Source organism: Pseudomonas sp. BN417 (assembly GCF_029871205.1).
Classification (GTDB): Bacteria; Pseudomonadota; Gammaproteobacteria; order Pseudomonadales; family Pseudomonadaceae; genus Metapseudomonas.
In genome coordinates, this window is the sequence record NZ_SSOJ01000015.1 from 1 (window position 1) to 17,508 (window position 17,508).

Here is a 17,508-nt window from a genome sequence, read left to right on the forward strand (position 1 = left end):
AGCGTTGCAGAGGGGGACGAGCGGCATGGATGCCGCGAGAGGCGTGTGGGGCCAGGGATGGCCTCTCGCGCCGGGCCCCGGCGCGACGCTGGAGCGAGGGAAACGCAGTAACAGCCGAAGGCTGGTCACCCGGCGCAGCCGGGCCGGATGCTGGGGCAAGTTTTTTGGTTTGTTTTCACGGGGCCGGCCATCCGGCGATTGGAAAAGGGACTCGCCCGGGAGGGCGAAACCGAGACTCGAAGCCCACTCGGCAATGAGCCGAACGAAAAGACTCCAAGCCCCCTCACACCGGATTACCAATCCGGCGTGAGCCCCATTCCCCGGTAATCCGTGAAGAACCAAACAAAAGGCCCCCGAAGGGGCCCTTGTCGTCAGTGGCTGGGCTGCGCCTCGGGCGGGATGGCAGCCTGGGCCTGCCGCGCGTCCACCGGCTTGACCCGGAACCAGGCCGCATAGAGCGCCGGCAGGAACAGCAGGGTCAGGGCGGTGGCGACTATCAGGCCGCCCATGATGGCCACGGCCATGGGGCCGAAGAACACGCTGCGCGATAGCGGAATCATCGCCAGTACCGCCGCCAGGGCGGTGAGCACTATCGGTCGGAAGCGCCGCACCGTGGCTTCGATGATGGCGTGCCAGCGGTCCAGGCCGGCGGCGATGTCCTGCTCGATCTGGTCGACCAGGATCACCGAGTTGCGCATGATCATGCCCGCCAGGGCGATGGTGCCGAGCATGGCGACGAAACCGAACGGCTGGCGGAACACCAGGAGGAACAGGGTCACGCCGATCAGCCCCAGGGGCGCGGTGATGAACACCATGGCCGAACGCGAGAAGCTCTTCAGCTGCAGCATCAGCAGGGTCAGCACGACGACGATGAACAGCGGCATGCCAGCGTTCACCGACTTCTGCCCGCGGGCCGAATCCTCCACCGTGCCACCCACTTCCAGCAGGTAGCCATCGGGCAGCTCGGCGCGGATCGGGTCCAGGGTCGGCGAGATGTCCTTGACCAGGCTGGCCGGCAGCGATTTGTCGTAGATATCGGCGCGCACGGTGACCGTCGGCAGGCGGTTGCGATGCCAGATGACGCCTTCCTCGAAGCCGTACTCCAGGGTGGCGATCTGCGACAGCGGCACGCTGCGACCATTGTCGGTGGGCACCGCCAGGCTCGGCAGCAGGGCCAGTTCCTGGCGCTCGCGCACGGTGCCGCGCAGGAGGATCTCGATCAGTTCGTTGTCCTCGCGGTACTGGCTCACCGGCGCACCGGTCAGCGAGCTCTGCAGGAAACGCGACAGGTCGGCGGTGCTCACACCCATGGCGCGGGCGCGGTCCTGGTCGACGTTCAGCCGCACCACCTTGCTCGGCTCTTCCCAGTCCAGGTGCACGTTCACCACATGGGGGTTCTCGCGGACCTTGTCGGCCACTTGGCGGGCCAGGGCGCGGACTTCGTCGATATGCTCGCCAGAGACCCGGAACTGCACCGGGTAGCCGACCGGCGGGCCGTTCTCCAGGCGCGAGATGCGGCTGCGCAGGGTCGGGAAATCGTCGTTCAGCGTCTGGATCAGCCAGCTGCGGATTTCCTCGCGGGCCTCGATGGATCTAGCCAGCACCACGAATTGGGCAAAGCTGGCCGCCGGCAACTGCTGGTCCAGCGGCAGGTAGAAGCGCGGCGAACCGGTGCCGACATAGGCCACGTAGTTATCCACAGCCGGATGGTCGCGCAGCATCGCCTCCAGGCGCTTGACCTCGGCCTCGGTGTTGCTGAGGGAAGCGCCCTCGTTGAGCTTGAGGTCCACCATCAGCTCCAGGCGCCCGGAGGCCGGGAAGAACTGCTGGGGCACGAAGCGGAACAGGGCGATGGAGCCGACGAAGGCCACCAGGGTCAGCAGGATCACCGTCTTGCGCCGCCGCACGCACCACTCCACCACGCGCCGGACGCGCTGGTAGAAAGGCGTCGAGTAGGGGTCGTGGCCCTTGTCGCTGCCGCCGTGCTTTTTCGCGTGCAGTTTGGCCAGGTCCGGTAGCAGGCGGTCGCCCAGGTAGGGGACGAACACCACGGCGGCGATCCAGGACACCACCAGGGCGATGGTGACCACCTGGAAGATCGAGCGGGTGTATTCGCCGGTACCCGATTGCGCGGTGGCGATGGGCAGGAAGCCGGCAGCGGTGATCAGGGTACCGGTAAGCATGGGAAAGGCCGTGCTGCTCCAGGCGTAACTGGCCGCCTTGAGGCGGTCGTAGCCCTGCTCCATCTTGATCGCCATCATCTCCACCGCAATGATCGCGTCGTCCACCAGGAGACCTAGCGCCAGCACCAGGGCGCCGAGGGAAATCTTGTGCAGGCCGATGCCGAGGTAGTACATCACCGCGAAAGTCATGGCCAGCACCAGCGGGATGGACAGCGCCACCACCAGGCCGGTGCGCAGGCCCAGGGAGAAGAAGCTCACCAGCAGCACGATGACCAGGGCCTCGGTGAGCACGCGAACGAACTCCCCTACCCCGGTCTTCACCGCCGCCGGCTGGTCGGACACCTTGCGCAGCTGCATGCCGGCCGGCAGGTTCTGCTGCAGGCGGGCGAACTCGGTCTCCAGTGCCTGGCCGAGGATGAGGATGTCACCACCAGCCTTCATGGATACCGCCAGGCCGATGGCGTCCTCGCCCATGAATCGCATGCGCGGCGCCGGCGGGTCGTTGAAGCCACGGCGCACCTCGGCCACGTCGCCGATACGGAAGGTGCGGTCACCCACGCGAATGGGAAAGTCGCGGATCTCCTTCACCGAGTCGAAACGGCCGGACACCCGCAGCTGCACGCGGTCACTGGTGGTCTCGAAGAAACCCGCGGCCGCCACCGCGTTCTGCTCTTCCAGGGCCTGCTGCACGGCGGCCAGGGGCAGGCCCAGGGTGGCCAGCTTGACGTTGGACAGCTCGATCCAGATCTTCTCGTCCTGAAGGCCGAGCAGTTCCACCTTGCCCACGTCCTTGACCCGCTGCAGCTGCAGCTGGATGCGGTCGGCGTAGTCCTTGAGCACGGCGTAGTCGAAGCCTTCGCCGGTCAGCGCGTAGATGTTGCCGAAGGTGGTGCCGAACTCGTCGTTGAAGAACGGGCCCTGGATGCCTGGCGGCAAGGTATGGCGGATGTCGCCGATCTTCTTGCGCACCTGGTACCAGAGCTCGGGAATCTCATTGGAGTGCATGGAATCGCGGGCGATGAAGGTCACCTGGGACTCGCCGGGACGCGAGAAGGAGACGATCCGGTCGTACTCGCCGGTCTCCATCAGCTTCTTCTCGATGCGTTCGGTGACCTGGCGGGCCACTTCCTCGGCGCTCGCCCCCGGCCAGTTGGTGCGCACCACCATGGCCTTGAAGGTGAAGGGCGGATCTTCGCTCTGCCCCAGCTTGGTATAGGAAATGGCCCCGACAATGCCCAGCAGCAGCATGATGTAGAGGACGATCTGGCGGTTCTGCAGCGCCCAGGCGGAGAGGTTGAAGTTCACGGCAGCTTACTCCTTGGCCACCAGCTTCACCGAGCGGTTGGCGCGGTCCACGGGCCGTACCTGCTGGCCCTCGCGCAGCACCTGCACGCCGGCGGCCACCACCCAGTCCTCGGGTTTCAGGCCTTCGAGCACCGGCACCCGGTCCTCGCCGTAGGGGCCGACCCGCACGGGGCGGCGCTTGAGTGTGGAGTCCTTGGGATCCACCACCCAGACATAGGGCTGGCCGGCCTCGGCGGTCAGCGCCGAGAGCGGCACCGACAGCGGCACCGCGCCGTTGCTGCGGATGAATACGCGGGCGCTCTGGCCCAGTTCCGCCGGCACCTTGCCGGCGGCGAAGGCAACCCGCGCGGCGAAGGTACGCGATTGCGCATCGGCGGCCGGCGCCAGTTCGCGGATGCGCGCGGGGAAGCGCCGTCCCGGCAGCGACCAGAGCTCCACCGCCACCTCCTGCCCAACCTTGATGCGATCGAAACCGTGCTCGGGCAGGCTGATCAGCACCTCGCGCTCGCCGTCGGCAGCCAGGGTGAAGACAGTCTGGCCGGCGGCCACCACCTGCCCCACCTCGACACGGCGGCTGGCGACCACGCCGTCCTGGGGCGCGCGCACCACCGAATAGGCGGCCTGGTTACTGGCGACGTTGAATTCGGCCTGGATCTGTTTCACCCGCGCCTCCCCGGCGCGGTACTGGTTTTCCACGTTGTCGTACTGGGAGCGGCTGATCATCTGGCGATCCAGCAGCGTGCGGTAGCGATCACGCTCGGCGCGCACCAGCTTGAGATTGGCCTCGGCCGCCGCCACCTGGGCGCGGCTGGCCTCAAGCTGCAGGCGCACGTCCTGCGGGTCCAGCTCAGCCAGGGGCTGGTCCTTCTTCACCCGCGCACCTATTTCCACCAGACGCCTGGTCACCTTGCCGCCGATGCGGAATGCCAGTTCCGGCTCGTAGCGCGCCCGCACCTCGCCCGGGAAGGTATCCACCGCGTCGGCGGCCGGCTGCGGCTGCACTACCATCGCCGGCCGCACCGCCTGTTGCACGGATTCGCCATTGCCGCAGGCCGTGATCAGCAGGGAGAGGGACAGAGGCAGAGCGAGGGGCAAGGCATGGCGAAACATGATGAATGACCTTTCGCGAAGAGCGGTTGGAATATTTATACTGCTGGGTATAGTAAAAATAGCAAACTCACCAGTCCAGTATTTAAAAACAAATGTCTGACAATTCATTTCCGACCAGCGGCCCAGGCCGCCCAAAAGACCCAGCGAAGCGAAAGGCGATTCTCGAAGCCGCCAAGAATCTCTTCCTGAGAAACGGCTACGACGGCAGCAGCATGGACGCCATCGCCGCCGAAGCCGGAGTGTCCAAACTCACGGTGTACAGCCACTTCACCGACAAGGAGACGCTCTTCTCCGCCGCGGTGAAGGCCAAGTGCGAGGAGCAGCTCCCGGAACTGCTGTTCGAACTGCCGGCGGATGCCAGCATCGAGAGCGTGCTGCTGAACATCGGCCGCAGCTTCCATGAGTTGATCAACAGCCGCGAGTCGGTGGAGCTCCACCGCGTGATGGTGGCGGCGGCCAGCCAGAATCCGAAGCTGGCGCGGATGTTCTACGAGGCGGGTCCCCTGCAGGTGCTACGGGAAATGACCGGGCTGCTGACCCAGGCCAAACAGGCCGGCAAGCTACGCATCGAGGAGCCGGTGAATGCCGCCGAGCACTTCTTCTGCCTGATCAAGGGTGGACACAACTTCCGCCTGCTGATCGGCTACACCCCACCCCTGGATGGTGAGGAAGCCGAGCGGCATGTGCGGGAGGTGGTGGAGCTGTTCGTCAGGGCCTATGCGCCTTGAAAGCAGCTGGAAGCCTGAAGCCTGAAGGTAGAGCTTGCGAAACCCATCAACCGCGGTCCGCATGGGTTTCGTGCCTCAACCCATCCTACGGCGCCGGAAGCCGGAAGCCGGAAGTCGCAGCAATCGCCAGCTCTTCCAGCTTCTAGCTTCCAGCTTCCAGCTTCTTCTTCGGATAGATGTCATAGCGGCTTGACTTGCCTTCCAGCGCATAACCCGGCTTGGCGCCTTCGATGATCGGCGCCTTGCGCGGGCGCTTGACCACAACCCGGTGGCTGGCCAGGGCCAGGGCGGCCTCCAGCAGTGCCGGAGCGTCCTGGTCGTCGCCCACCAAGGGACGGAACAGGCGCATTTCCTTCTTCACCAGGGCGCTCTTGTCGCGGTGCGGGAACATCGGGTCGAGGTAGATCACCTGGGGCGCGTCGCCCTGCCAACTGCGCATCAGCTCGATGGCATTGCCCTGCAGCAGGTGCATGCGCGCGGCGATGGCGGCGGTTTCCAGGTCCCGGGCGGCACGGGCCAGGCCATCCTCCAGCAGCGCGGCGATCAGGGGCTGGCGCTCGATCAGGGTCATCTCGCAACCCAGGGTGGCCAACACGTAAGCGTCACGCCCCAGACCCGCGGTGGCGTCCAGAACCCGGGGGCGAATGCCGGGCTGCACGCCCACCGCCTTGGCGATCATCTGCCCGCTGCCGCCGCCGAATTTGCGCCGGTGCGCGGCTGCGCCCTCGACGAAATCCACCCGCACGGGCCCAGGGGAGTCGGGGCCCAGTTGCAACAGCTGCAGGCCTTCGCTGCCCAACTGCAGGGCGAAATCCGCCTCGCCTTCGCGCGCCAGCCCCAGGCGCGCGGCCCAGTCCCCCAGCGCCTCGGCAAAGGCCGGCTCCAGGGCCTCGGCCCTCACCCTGACAGATTCTTCACTCATGGACACACACGCCTGACCGGAAAAAACCCGCGCATTCTGCCAGAGCCGGCGTCCAGCGTCCCGCCGTCGCCCCGACTGGTAGGTTGGTGCTGAGCGCAGCGAAGCCCAACGATTCCCGGCACGGATTCGTTGTTGGGCTTCGCCTTCGGCTCTGCACCAACCTACGGACAGTGCCATAGGTAAATCAGCGGCACATGCGGAACAACCCCATGTCCAGGTGGAAATGGTCGCGGTGGGCCACGTTGTAGTCGGGCCCGAGGGTGGCATTGAAATGCTCGCAGGCGGCATCCCGCACCTGCCGCAGGAAGCGCGCCTCCTCGCCGTCGCCCTTCCAGTCCCGCGCCAGCGTGATGCGCCGGCCATCGGCCAGGCGGAAGCCGGCGATGTCCAGGGCGTTGGCCGAGGCGTGCTGGCTGCGGCGCTGGCTGCCGCCGATATTGCGGCAGGCGAAGCTGCCCAGGTGCTCGATGTGCACCACCCGCTGGCCGAACACCTGGTGTGCGGCGGGCTGCAGGCCATGCTGCTCGAACAGTGCGAAGGCCACCGCCAGTTCGCAGCTGGCGATGAAGCTGCTGCTGAAGGCGAGATCGGAGGCGCTGATACGCACCGGGTTCTCCAGGGGGCAGCCGGCGGCCGACGCACTGTCCGGCACTCTCGTGTACTTCAATGGAGAGCTGGACAGGGCCAGGCGACAGAGTTCGGGGTCGTCCTGCAGACGCCACAGTTTGATGGAGGTGACCAGGTTAGGCGTCTCCCGTACGTCCAGGGGCGCCCAGGGATTCCAGCGTGGCGGTGGCGTCAGTGACCAGCCCTGCTCCAGGGGCGGTGCCACCAGTACCGATAGCGCCGCGATGGACATCGACAGGCGGCGCACTGTCGGCTCAGGGCTTGAACAGATCGTTGATGCGGTCGAAGGGCATCGCCTGTCCCATGGCTGCCAGATTGCCCTGGCGCAGCTCCTCCGCTGCTCGGAAGAAGGCGCCAAAGGCCACCCGCGCCAGGTTGGAGCCGACGCTGACGCGCTTGACCCCGAGTTCGGCCAGTTCCTCCAGGCCAAGCTTCAGGCTCGGCGAGCCGACCAGCACGTTCACCGGCCGCGGGGCCACGGCTCGCACCACTTCGCTGATCTGTGCGCGAGTGGTAAGGCCCGGCGCGTAGAGCACATTCGCCCCCGCCTCGGCGTAGGCGACCAGGCGGCGCAGGGTGTCGTCCAGATCGGGACGACCATGGAGGAAGTTCTCCGCCCGCGCCGCCAGGGTGAAAGGGAAGCCGAGGCCGCGAGCAGCCTCCACCGCCGCGCGGATGCGCTCCACCGCCAATTCCAGCGGGTAGATGGGCTCCTGCTCCCGGCCGCTGGCGTCTTCGATCGAACCACCCACCAGCCCGGCCTCGGCCGCCGCCAGGATGGTCGCCGCGCAGTCCTCGGGGCGATCGCCATAGCCGTTCTCCAGGTCCGCCACCACCGGCAGGGGTGTCGCCTCGACAATGGCGCGGGCATTGGCCAGGGCCTCCTCACGGCTGACATTGCCTTCGGCATCGCGGCGGCCAAGGGCGAACGCCAGGCCGGCGCTGGTGGTGGCCAGCGCATGGAAGCCCAGGTGGGCGAGCATCTTCGCCGAACCGGCATCCCAGGGGTTGGGCAGGACGAACAGGCCGGGGGCGCGGTGCAGGGCGGCGAAAGCTTCGCCACGTTGCGCTTGGGTGGTCATGGGCAAGCTCCGGAGAATCAGGACAGAACGAATAGCCTAGCCCAAGGCTCAGAGCAGGCCGAGCTGCTCGACTGGCGGCTGCGGTACAGCCAGTTCCGGCAGCCCCGGCAGGCGCTCGCGCAGGCAGGCGTGGAAGCGCAGGGCCTGGGCGGCGGCCAGGTGGTTGTCCGGCGTGTGCAGGAAGATGTTCGGCCTGAGGCCTGCCTCGATCCAGCCGGCCACCTTGCCCAGCCAGGGTTCGAGGAAGTGCTGGTTCGCGTCCAGGTCCGGCCCGCCGATGAAGCGCAGCTGCGGACTGGCGCTGAACGCGGTGGGCCGCACCGGCACCCGCGGTTTCTTCGACTGCGCGTGGAGCACGGCCGGGTCCCGGGAGCGGCAACTGAACAGCGCCCGCGAGTCCAGGCAGATACGTTCCACGCCGCGCTCATGCAGCAGCCGGTTCAGCAGCCGCTCGGCATCGCCCTTGTCGAAAAAGGCCGGGTTGCGCACTTCCACCGCCACGCTCTGCTGGCTGAACTCGTCCAGCCAGGCCGCCAGTTCGACTAGCCGGGCAGGCCCGAAGGCCGCCGGCAGCTGCAGCCAGAGCGGCGCCAGGCGTTGCCCCAGGGGCGCCAGCAAACGGAGGAATTCTTCGGTGGCGGCGAACTGGTCGCGCAGGTCGCCTTCATGGCTGATATCCCGGGGCAGCTTGGCGCAGAAGCGGAAGCGCTCCGGCATGGTCTGGGCCCAGCGCTGCAGGGTCTCGGTGGAGGGCCGCGCATAGAAGGTGGTGTTGCCTTTCACGGCGTTGAACACCTGGCAGTAGTGCCCCAGGGTATCGGCGGGACGAACGTCGGCGGGGTAGAAAGTCCCGCGCCAGGCCGGCTCGTTCCAGGACGGGCAGCCCAGGTGGTAAGGCAGCATCAGGCGTAGAGGTCGAGGCCGAGAACTTCGGGGGCGTCGGGTTCGACGGCGAAGCGGGCGGTGCTGGTGTAGCTGGCGATGGCCTGGGCCGCACGATTGCTGATGTTGTGCTGCTGGATCAGGTCTTGGGGACGTGCCGGCAGGCTCTCTGCTGGTGCATTGCCGGCCTGTACGCGGCGCGGCTGGGCGGCCTGTTCGTAACCCTGGCTCGAGGCGGGCGTAGCCGGTGGCTCGCGGCGTGCCTCCTCTTCGCGCTGCACCTCGCGGAAAGGCGTGACCGCACTACCCTGGCGGGGGCTGCGCTCAAGCGGAGAGGAAGAGGTGAAACCATCGATGCGCATCAGTTACTGCTCGGCAATGCTGGCGTTTCGAAACTAGTGCAGATGGACTCTAGCCGCCGTGCCCCGCCTTGGCAATCCGGGGCACGGGGCCGCTCGGGCCATTCTACTTCAGCGCCTTCGGGGTGGCGACGTTGTCGCGCAGGTAGACCGGCTGCGCCTGATCGGCGGGCACGCCTTCTCCCCGCTCCCAAGCGAACCGGGCCAGGGTCAGCAGGTCTTCGGCGTGGGGCAGCAAGGCCGGCGACTGGCCACTGGGCTCGACCGGAATCCGCGCCGCGAAGGTACCCCAACCGGTGCCGGCGCCGTACCAGTCACCGCTGGCATCGCGCGGCAGCGCTGCCCGTTCCGGCGGCAGCACGGCTTCCGCCCCGGCCAGACGCATTTCGCCGGCTTCCAGGCGATAACAGCCCCAGTAGACCTCGTCCATGCGCGCGTCGATGGCCGCGGCCACCTGGCTGACGCCCTGCTCGCGGTGGGCGCGCTGGGCCAGCACGGCCAGGTCCGAGACCGGCAGAACCGGGCAATCCAGGGCGAAGGCCAGGCCCTGGACCACGCCAATGGCGATGCGCACCCCGGTGAAGGCGCCCGGGCCACGGCCGAAGGCGATGGCGTCGACCGCCGCCAGCGGCACCCCGGCCTCGGCCAGCAACGCCTGGATCATCGGCAGCAGCCGCTGGGCGTGCAGCCGCGGGATCACCTCGTAGTGGCTGAGCACCTTGCCGTCATGCAGCAGGGCAACGGAGCAGGCTTCGGTGGCGGTATCCAGGGCCAGCAGAGTGGTCATCGAGAAGTCCAGGCGCGGAAAAAAGGCGGGCATTATAAACGCCAACGGCCCGCAAGCGGGCCGTTGGTCAGGTTCGGGCTGCGACTCAGCTGAGGGCGGCCAGTACCTTGCCGGTGATCTCGTCCACCGAGCCAACGCCGGCGATGGCGCTGTACTTCGGGGTGCCCTCGGCGGCCGAGAGCTTCTGGTAGAAGTCCACCAGCGGCTTGGTCTGCGAGTGGTACACGGACAGGCGATGACGCACGGTCTCTTCTTTGTCGTCGTCGCGCTGAATCAGGTCTTCGCCGGTTTCGTCGTCCTTGCCGGCGACCTTCGGCGGGTTGTGCTCGGTGTGGTAGACACGGCCGGAAGCCGGGTGCACGCGACGGCCGGCGATGCGGCTGACGATTTCCTCGTCGTCCACGGCGATTTCGACCACGTGATCGATGGTCACGCCAGCGTCCTTCAGGGCTTCAGCCTGGGGGATGGTGCGCGGGAAACCGTCGAAGAGGAAGCCATTGGCGCAATCGGGCTGGGCGATGCGCTCCTTGACCAGGTTGATGATCAGGTCATCGGAGACCAGGCCACCGGCGTCCATCACGCTCTTGGCCTTCAGGCCCAGCTCGGTGCCGGCCTTGACCGCTGCGCGCAGCATGTCGCCGGTGGAAATTTGCGGAATGCCGAATTTCTTGGTGATGAAACCGGCTTGGGTACCTTTGCCGGCACCAGGGGCCCCCAGCAGAATCACGCGCATCGATGTGCTCCTCAAAGATTTTGTTTTCGATTCGATCGGATTCGCCTCATGGGGCCAATCTCAGAATAGGGTTTCGGCGTCGCTGTCGGGCCAAAAGGACGTTCAAGATACACAGCGCCCCTATAGCGCACAAGACGCCGGAAGTCGGAGGAAAACGGGCCTCAACCGGTGTTCCGCAGGCCCGCCGCGATGCCTGCGACGCTGACCAGAAGCGCCTGTTCCAGAGGGCCTTCGACATGCTGTTCGCAGCGTCTGGAACGCGCCAGGAGCTCGGCCTGGAGCAGGTGCAGCGGGTCCAGGTAGGTGTTGCGCACGCTGATGGCTTCACGGGTCTCCGGGCTCTGTGCCAGCAGCTCCGACTGGCCGGTCAAAGCCAGCACGGAAGTACAGGCCTGCGACAATAGGTCGCGCAACTGCGCACCCAGTGATTTCAGCTCCGCGGCCACCAGTCTTTCGTCGTACAGCTCGGCAATGGCGACGTCGGCCTTTGCCAGCACCATCTCCAGCATGTCGATGCGGGTGGCGAAGAACGGCCAGCGCTCGCGCATCCGCGCCAGCAGTTGGCCTTCGCCACGCTGCTGGGCGTTGGCCAGGGCCGCTTCCCAGCCCAGCCAGGCCGGCAGCATCAGCCGGGTCTGGGTCCAGGCGAAGATCCAGGGGATCGCCCGCAGGCTTTCCACCCCGCCCGCGCGGCGCTTGGCCGGACGGCTGCCCAGGGGCAGGCGGCCCAGTTCCTGCTCGGGGGTGGCCTGGCGGAAATAGTCGACGAACTGCGGGTGTTCGCGCACCACGGCGCGATAGGCGGTCACGCCATCGGCGGCGAGCCGGTCCATGGCCGCGCGCCAGGCCGGTTCCGGTTCAGGCGGCGGCTGCAGGGTGGCTTCGAGCACGGCGGACAGGTAGGTGTTGAGGTTCTGTTCGGCGATGCCGGGCAGACCGAACTTGAAACGGATCATCTCGCCCTGCTCGGTGGTGCGGAAACGTCCTGCCACCGATCCCGGCGGTTGCGACAGGATCGCCGCATGGGCCGGACCGCCGCCGCGACCGACGGTGCCACCGCGGCCGTGGAACAGCAGCAACTCCACCTGGTGCTGGCGACACACCTCCACCAGCCGCTCCTGGGCGCGGTACTGGGCCCAGGCGGCGGCCACGGTTCCGGCGTCCTTGGCCGAGTCGGAATAGCCGATCATCACTTCCTGCGGACCATGCAAACGCGCGCGGTAGCCGGGCAGGCCGAGCAGGCGGTCGATAGCCGGCGCGGCGTTGTCCAGGTCAGCCAGGGTTTCAAAAAGTGGCACCACGCGGATCGGCCGTTGCAACCCGGCCTCCTTGAGCAGCAGTTGCACCGCCAGCACATCCGAAGGCGCACCGGCCATGGAAATCACATAGGAGCCGAGGGAGGCCGCCGGGGCGTTGGCCACCACCCGGCAGGTGGCGAGCACTTCGGCGGTATCGGCCGAGGGCCGGTGATGCGGTGGCAGCAACGGCCGGCGGTTGTCCAGTTCGCGCTGGAGAAAGGCCAGGCGGTCGTCCTCGTCCCACTCGGAGTAATGGCCCAGGCCCAGGTAGTCGGTGATCTCGTCCAGGGCGGCGGCGTGACGACCGGCATCCTGACGGATGTCCAGGCGCACCAGAAACAGGCCGAAGCAGGCCGCACGGCGCAGGCAGTCGAGCAGCGCGCCGTCGGCGATCACGCCCATGCCGCAGGCGTGCAGCGAGTGGAAGCAGAGCTCCAGGGGTTCCAGCAGCTGGGCATTGTCGTGAAGCACCTCGGGGCCCGGAACCACTTCGCCGTCCAGCGCCGCCTCGGCCCAGGCACGGGTGGCGCGCAGGCGCTCGCGCAGTTGCTTGAGCACGGCGCGATAGGGCTCAGGATGGACGCCCACGCGCACCCGCAGCTCGCTGCTGGCCTGTTGCATGGACAGCTCGGCGGCCAGGTGGTCGACATCGCGCAGATAAAGATCGGCGGCCATCCAGCGCGCCAGTAGCAGCACCTGGCGGCTGACGGTTGCGGTGACATTGGGGTTGCCGTCGCGGTCGCCGCCCATCCAGGAGGCGAAGCGTAGGGGCGCTGCGGTCAAGGGCAGGCGCAGGCCGGTAGCCGCGTGCAGGACCTGGTCGACGTGGCGCAGCACATTGGGCAGGGCCTGCCAGAGGGAGTGCTCGATCACCGCGAAGCCCCATTTGGCTTCGTCCACCGGGCTTGGCCGGCTGCGGCGGATCTCCTCGGTGTGCCAGGCCTCGGCGATCAGCCGCAGCAGGCACTGGCGTACCCGCTCGCGTTCGGCATCACTCAGGTCGCTGTGATCCTGGGCGGCCAACTGCGCGGCGATGGCATCGTATTTCTGGATCAGGGTGCGGCGCGCCACTTCGGTGGGGTGGGCGGTCAGCACCAGTTCGATATCCAGGCGTCCCAACTGCCGGGCCAATTGCTCCGGGCCGTGGCCGGCGGCCAGCAGGCGCTGCAGCAAGTCACCGAGTACGCGGTCTTCGAAGGGCTTGGGCTCCTCGGCGCCGCGCCGGCGGATGCGGTGGTACTGCTCGGCGATATTGGCCAGGTTGAGGAACTGGTTGAAGGCGCGGGCCACCGGCAGCAGTTCGTCATCGCTGAGGCCGTCGAGGGTCTCGTTGAGCTGGCGCTCGCCCTGGGCCGAACCCTGGCGCGCGGCCTTGGCGCCCTTGCGGATGCGCTCGATCTTGTCGAGGAAGGCCTCGCCCAGCTGGGTGCGGATGGTGTCGCCGAGCAACTCGCCGAGCAGGTGGACATCCTCGCGCAGGCGCGCGTCGATTTCAGCCATTTCCGTGCCTCCATAGCTGTATGCGGCTTCCAGATTGCCGAGAGCGCCATCCAGTTACAAGGGCGCGACGAACGGCGTATCCATGCCCAGCCGCAAGCTAGTCTGAAGATTAGCCGCCATCACGAATGACGACTCCCGGGCGGCAGAGACCGCCCGGTGCTTCGCAGTCACCCACCACCACGTGGGAAGAGGATGAGGTGTCTATGAAGATCCGAGATCTGGTTCGCCATTGGGAGCAGAACGCCAAGGGTCGCCTGACCCGCAGCCAATACAGCATTCACCTGGACCTGGAGTCCGCCGCCCGCCTCGCCGCGCTTGCCGAGATGTATCCCAAGCGCAGCGTCGAGGAACTGATCGGCGAACTGGTGGGCTCCGCCCTGGAAGAGCTGGAAGCCAGCTTCCCCTACGTAAAGGGCAGCCAGGTGGTCGCCACCGATGAGCAGGGAGACCCGCTCTATGAGGACATAGGCCCGACGCCGCGTTTCCTCGCCCTTTCGCGCCGTTACCTGCAGCAACTGAGCGATCAGCGCGACAACACCAACCACTGAAACGGGTTCTGCGAGCGCTTGCCAGCTCACCCCCGCCGATGCACACCCGGTACGTGAAGGTGGCCTGCGTGCGCGCACGCTTCGCTGGCCACCGGCGGCGACCCCGGCTGCTGCAGCTCGCGGAGGATACCGCAGGCCTCGCTGGCGCCCTCGCCGCTGCACTGCGCGCGCAGGTCCTGGAGCTGGCTGCGCAGGGACTGCAGCTCGGCGATGCGCACCTCCACGTGGTGCAGGTGCTCCTCGATCAACCGGTTGGCGGAGCCGCAATCGGCCTCGGGCCGATCGCGCAGGGCCAGCAGGGCGCGGATTTCTTCCTGGGTCATGTCCAGCGAGCGGCAGTGGCGGATGAAGGACAGCCGCTCCACATGGGCCTCATCGTATTGCCGGTAGTTGCCCGCGCTGCGCGAGGGCTCGGGCAGCAGGCCTTCGCGTTCGTAGTAGCGGATGGTTTCCACCGGGCAACCGGTGAGTGTGGCCAGTTCGCCGATCTTCATTGCCAGACTCCCCTTGACTCTGTAGTTGCTACAGGGTGTGCAATGCAGCTCGAAGCGTCAAACAGGAATTGACCCATGAGCAACCATTGCTGCCACGACCATGACCACGCGCCCCGGTCCGCCACGCCGGACCTTGCGGGTGTCGCCGCCACCGCCGAGCCCCGCTGGAGCAGCCTGCGCATCGACGCCATGGACTGCCCTACCGAGGAGCGCCTGATCCGCGATGCGCTGGGCAAGGTCCCGGCCATCGAGGCGCTGGAGTTCAACCTCATGCAGCGCCTGCTGCGGGTGCGCCACCGTTTCGACGACCTGGAGCCGCTGCAACGCCTGATCGAGGGCCTGGGCATGCAGGCCGTGCCCCTGGCCGAAGGCGCCCCGGCGAGCGCGCCGGCCGACGTGAAGAAACCCTGGTGGCCGCTGGCCCTGGCCGGCCTCGCCGCCCTGGCGGCGGAAGCCTGCGAATGGTTCGGGCTCGTGCCCGAGTGGATGGTCGCCGGCCTGGCGATACTGGCCATCCTCGGCGCCGGACTGCCCACCTATCGCAAGGGCTGGATCGCCCTGAAGAACCGCAACCTGAACATCAACGCGCTGATGAGCATCGCCGTTACCGGCGCCCTGCTGATCGGCCAGTGGCCGGAAGCGGCCATGGTCAGCGTGCTTTTCGCCATTGCCGAGCTGATCGAGGCGCGCTCCCTGGAACGGGCGCGGGACGCCATACGCGGCCTGCTGCAGCTCGCCCCCGAACAGGCGACGGTATTCGAGGACGGCCAGTGGCGCGAGCGTCCGGCCCGCCAGGTGCAACCCGGCACCCGCGTACGGGTGCGCCCCGGCGAGCGCATCGCACTGGATGGCGAGGTACTGAACGGCAGCTCCAGCGTCAACCAGGCGCCCATCACCGGCGAAAGCCTGCCGGTGGAGAAGGACCTGGGCGACCCGCTCTTCGCCGGCACCATCAATGGCGAGGGCGAGCTGGAATACCGCGCCACCCGCGCGGCCGGCGACAGCACCCTGGCGCGCATCATCCACGCGGTGGAGGCGGCCCAGGGCTCGCGGGCGCCTACACAGCGCTTCGTCGACCAGTTCTCGCGCATCTACACGCCGGTGGTGATCCTGATCGCCGTGTTCACCGCCCTGCTGCCGCCCCTGCTGTTCGATGGCGCCTGGCTGGACTGGCTGTACCGTGCCCTGGTGCTGCTGGTGATCGCCTGCCCCTGCGCCCTGGTGATCTCCACCCCGGTGACCATCGTCAGCGGCCTGGCGGCGGCGGCCCGCGGCGGCATCCTGATCAAGGGCGGGGTCTTCCTCGAACTCGGCCGCAAGCTGGCCTGGGTGGCGCTGGACAAGACCGGCACACTGACCGAGGGCCGCCCGCAGCAGACCGACGTCGAGCTGCTGCAGGTGGATGAGCGCGATGCCCGTGCCCTGGCCGCCAGCCTGGCGGCCCGCTCGGACCATCCGGTGTCCCAGGCCGTGGCCCGCGCCGCCGAAGCCGACGGCATCGCCCTCTACGCCGTGGATCGCCTGGCCGCCCTGCCCGGCCGAGGTGTCACCGGCCTGATCGAGGGCCGTAATTACCACCTGGGCAATCACCGGCTGATCGAGGAGCTGGGACTCTGCTCACCGGCGCTGGAAGCCCGCCTGGACACCCTGGAAGCCCAGGGCAAGACAGTGGTGGCCCTGTGCGGGGAAAGCGCGGTGCTGGCCCTGTTCGCCGTAGCCGATACGGTGCGCGACAGCAGCCGTGAAGCAGTCCTCCAGCTCCACGACCTGGGGGTGAAGACCCTGATGCTGAGCGGCGACAATCCCCACACGGTGCAGGCCATCGCCGCCCAGGTGGGCATCGACGAGGCCCGCGGCAACCTGCTCCCCGAGGACAAGCTGGCGGATATCGTCCGGCGCCAGGCCGGCGACGCTGCCGTGGGCATGGTCGGCGACGGCATCAACGACGCCCCGGCCCTGGCCCGCGCCGATATCGGCTTCGCCATGGGCGCCGCCGGTACCGACACCGCCATTGAAACCGCCGGCGTGGCGCTGATGGACGACGACCTGCGCAAGCTGCCGCAATTCATCCGCCTGTCCCGCCGCACCCACGCCGTGCTGATGCAGAACATCAGCCTGGCGCTGGGCATCAAGGCGGTGTTCCTGGCGCTGACCCTGATGGGCGAAGGCACCCTGTGGATGGCAGTGTTCGCCGATATGGGGGCGAGCCTGCTGGTGGTGTTCAACGGTATGCGGCTGTTGTCGCCGAAGTCGTTGCGATAACCCGGCCCCGGGGAGAGACCGAGCGGCGGACGCTTCCCTCACCCCAACCCTCTCCCAGAGGGAGAGGGGGCAGTCCGTGCAGGTTTGGCACATTGCGCCAGACGCGCGTCACCCCTCTCCCTTCAGGGAGAGAGGCCGGGGGTGAGGGAAGGTCGGCTTGCGCTCAACCCTCCGCCACCACCTTCTGATAAACCCTCACCATCTCCTCCCCAAAGGCCACCAACAGCGCCTCGCGCAGGCTGCTACCCGCCGGTCTTGGCCGCCTGAGCTCTTCCACAGCGATTCGCGCCGCCTCTTCCAGCGGATAGCCATAGACCCCGCAGCTGATGGCGGGAAAGGCGATGCTCGCCAACCCCTCGGCCTCGGCCAGGGCCAGGCTGTTGCGATAGCAGCCGGCGAGCAGCTCGGGTTCGCGGTGGCTGCCGCCGTGCCAGACCGGACCCACGGTGTGGATCACGAAGCGCACCGGCAGGCGGAAGCCGGGAGTGATGCGCGCCTCGCCCGTGGGGCAGCCGCCCAGGGTGCGGCAGTGGGCCAGCAGTTCGGGGCCGGCGGCGCGGTGGATGGCGCCGTCCACTCCACCGCCGCCGAGCAGCGAGGAGTTGGCGGCATTGACGATGGCGTCCACCTCCAGAGTGGTGATGTCGCCCTGCCAGATTCGAATGTCCATGCCAGGTACCTCCACCCC

15 protein-coding genes are annotated in these 17,508 nt (G+C 67.7%); 3 read left to right on the top strand and 12 right to left on the bottom strand.

What is annotated here, in order from left to right; translation table 11 throughout:
• Positions 1-371 precede the first annotated feature (371 nt).
• Positions 372-3,488, bottom strand: a complete 3,117-nt coding sequence (locus E8F11_RS00325; RefSeq protein ID WP_280286807.1) for an efflux RND transporter permease subunit — start codon at positions 3,486-3,488, stop codon at positions 372-374.
• Positions 3,489-3,494: 6 nt separating this feature from the next.
• Positions 3,495-4,598: an efflux RND transporter periplasmic adaptor subunit gene (locus E8F11_RS00330; protein ID WP_280286808.1), complete on the bottom strand. Its 1,104-nt coding sequence runs from the start codon at positions 4,596-4,598 to the stop codon at positions 3,495-3,497.
• Between the two features lie 92 nt (positions 4,599-4,690).
• On the opposite strand from E8F11_RS00330, the gene E8F11_RS00335 reads away from it, so the two are divergent.
• Positions 4,691-5,326: a TetR/AcrR family transcriptional regulator gene (locus E8F11_RS00335; protein ID WP_280286809.1), complete on the top strand. Its 636-nt coding sequence runs from the start codon at positions 4,691-4,693 to the stop codon at positions 5,324-5,326.
• Positions 5,327-5,468: 142 nt separating this feature from the next.
• Here the strand turns inward: E8F11_RS00335 and E8F11_RS00340 are convergent, their stop codons facing one another.
• From E8F11_RS00340 to ppc, 8 genes are all read right to left on the bottom strand, one after another.
• The gene (locus E8F11_RS00340; protein ID WP_280286810.1) at positions 5,469-6,248 is read right to left on the bottom strand and encodes a class I SAM-dependent methyltransferase; all 780 of its coding nucleotides are present in this window, start codon (positions 6,246-6,248) and stop codon (positions 5,469-5,471) included.
• A gap of 184 nt (positions 6,249-6,432) precedes the next feature.
• Positions 6,433-7,107: an extensin family protein gene (locus E8F11_RS00345; RefSeq protein WP_280286843.1), complete on the bottom strand. Its 675-nt coding sequence runs from the start codon at positions 7,105-7,107 to the stop codon at positions 6,433-6,435.
• Between the two features lie 22 nt (positions 7,108-7,129).
• Positions 7,130-7,957 carry an isocitrate lyase/phosphoenolpyruvate mutase family protein gene (locus tag E8F11_RS00350; protein ID WP_280286811.1) on the bottom strand — a complete coding sequence of 276 codons (828 nt, stop codon included), beginning with the start codon at positions 7,955-7,957 and terminating at the stop codon, positions 7,130-7,132.
• A 48-nt stretch (positions 7,958-8,005) separates the two neighbouring features.
• Positions 8,006-8,860 carry a DUF72 domain-containing protein gene (locus tag E8F11_RS00355; protein ID WP_280286812.1) on the bottom strand — a complete coding sequence of 285 codons (855 nt, stop codon included), beginning with the start codon at positions 8,858-8,860 and terminating at the stop codon, positions 8,006-8,008.
• Positions 8,860-9,201, bottom strand: coding sequence for a hypothetical protein (locus tag E8F11_RS00360; protein WP_280286814.1), 342 nt, complete (start codon positions 9,199-9,201; stop codon positions 8,860-8,862). Before E8F11_RS00360 ends, E8F11_RS00355 begins: the two co-directional genes overlap by 1 nt.
• A 103-nt stretch (positions 9,202-9,304) precedes the next feature.
• Complete coding sequence (gene tsaB, locus E8F11_RS00365; protein ID WP_280286815.1) at positions 9,305-9,985, bottom strand: tRNA (adenosine(37)-N6)-threonylcarbamoyltransferase complex dimerization subunit type 1 TsaB; 681 nt, start codon at positions 9,983-9,985, stop codon at positions 9,305-9,307.
• A gap of 85 nt (positions 9,986-10,070) precedes the next feature.
• A complete protein-coding gene (gene adk / locus E8F11_RS00370; RefSeq protein WP_280286816.1) occupies positions 10,071-10,718 on the bottom strand; it encodes an adenylate kinase in 648 nt (215 codons plus the stop codon).
• 161 nt (positions 10,719-10,879) lie between these two features.
• On the bottom strand, positions 10,880-13,516 hold the full coding sequence (gene ppc / locus E8F11_RS00375; protein WP_280286817.1) for a phosphoenolpyruvate carboxylase: 2,637 nt from the start codon (positions 13,514-13,516) through the stop codon (positions 10,880-10,882).
• Positions 13,517-13,719: 203 nt separating this feature from the next.
• Here ppc and E8F11_RS00380 point away from each other — a divergent pair, with 203 nt between their 5' ends.
• Positions 13,720-14,064: a pilin assembly protein gene (locus tag E8F11_RS00380; protein WP_280286818.1), complete on the top strand. Its 345-nt coding sequence runs from the start codon at positions 13,720-13,722 to the stop codon at positions 14,062-14,064.
• A gap of 26 nt (positions 14,065-14,090) precedes the next feature.
• Here E8F11_RS00380 and cadR read toward each other — a convergent pair whose 3' ends face one another.
• The gene (cadR, locus tag E8F11_RS00385) at positions 14,091-14,558 is read right to left on the bottom strand and encodes a Cd(II)/Pb(II)-responsive transcriptional regulator (protein ID WP_280286819.1); all 468 of its coding nucleotides are present in this window, start codon (positions 14,556-14,558) and stop codon (positions 14,091-14,093) included.
• A gap of 75 nt (positions 14,559-14,633) precedes the next feature.
• On the opposite strand from cadR, the gene E8F11_RS00390 reads away from it, so the two are divergent.
• Entirely contained in the window at positions 14,634-16,820 is a 2,187-nt protein-coding gene (locus E8F11_RS00390) for a heavy metal translocating P-type ATPase (RefSeq protein WP_280286820.1), read from the top strand.
• A 163-nt stretch (positions 16,821-16,983) separates the two neighbouring features.
• On the opposite strand, the gene E8F11_RS00395 is transcribed toward E8F11_RS00390, so the two are convergent.
• Complete coding sequence (locus E8F11_RS00395; protein ID WP_280286821.1) at positions 16,984-17,490, bottom strand: O-acetyl-ADP-ribose deacetylase; 507 nt, start codon at positions 17,488-17,490, stop codon at positions 16,984-16,986.
• Between the last annotated feature and the right edge of the window lie 18 nt (positions 17,491-17,508).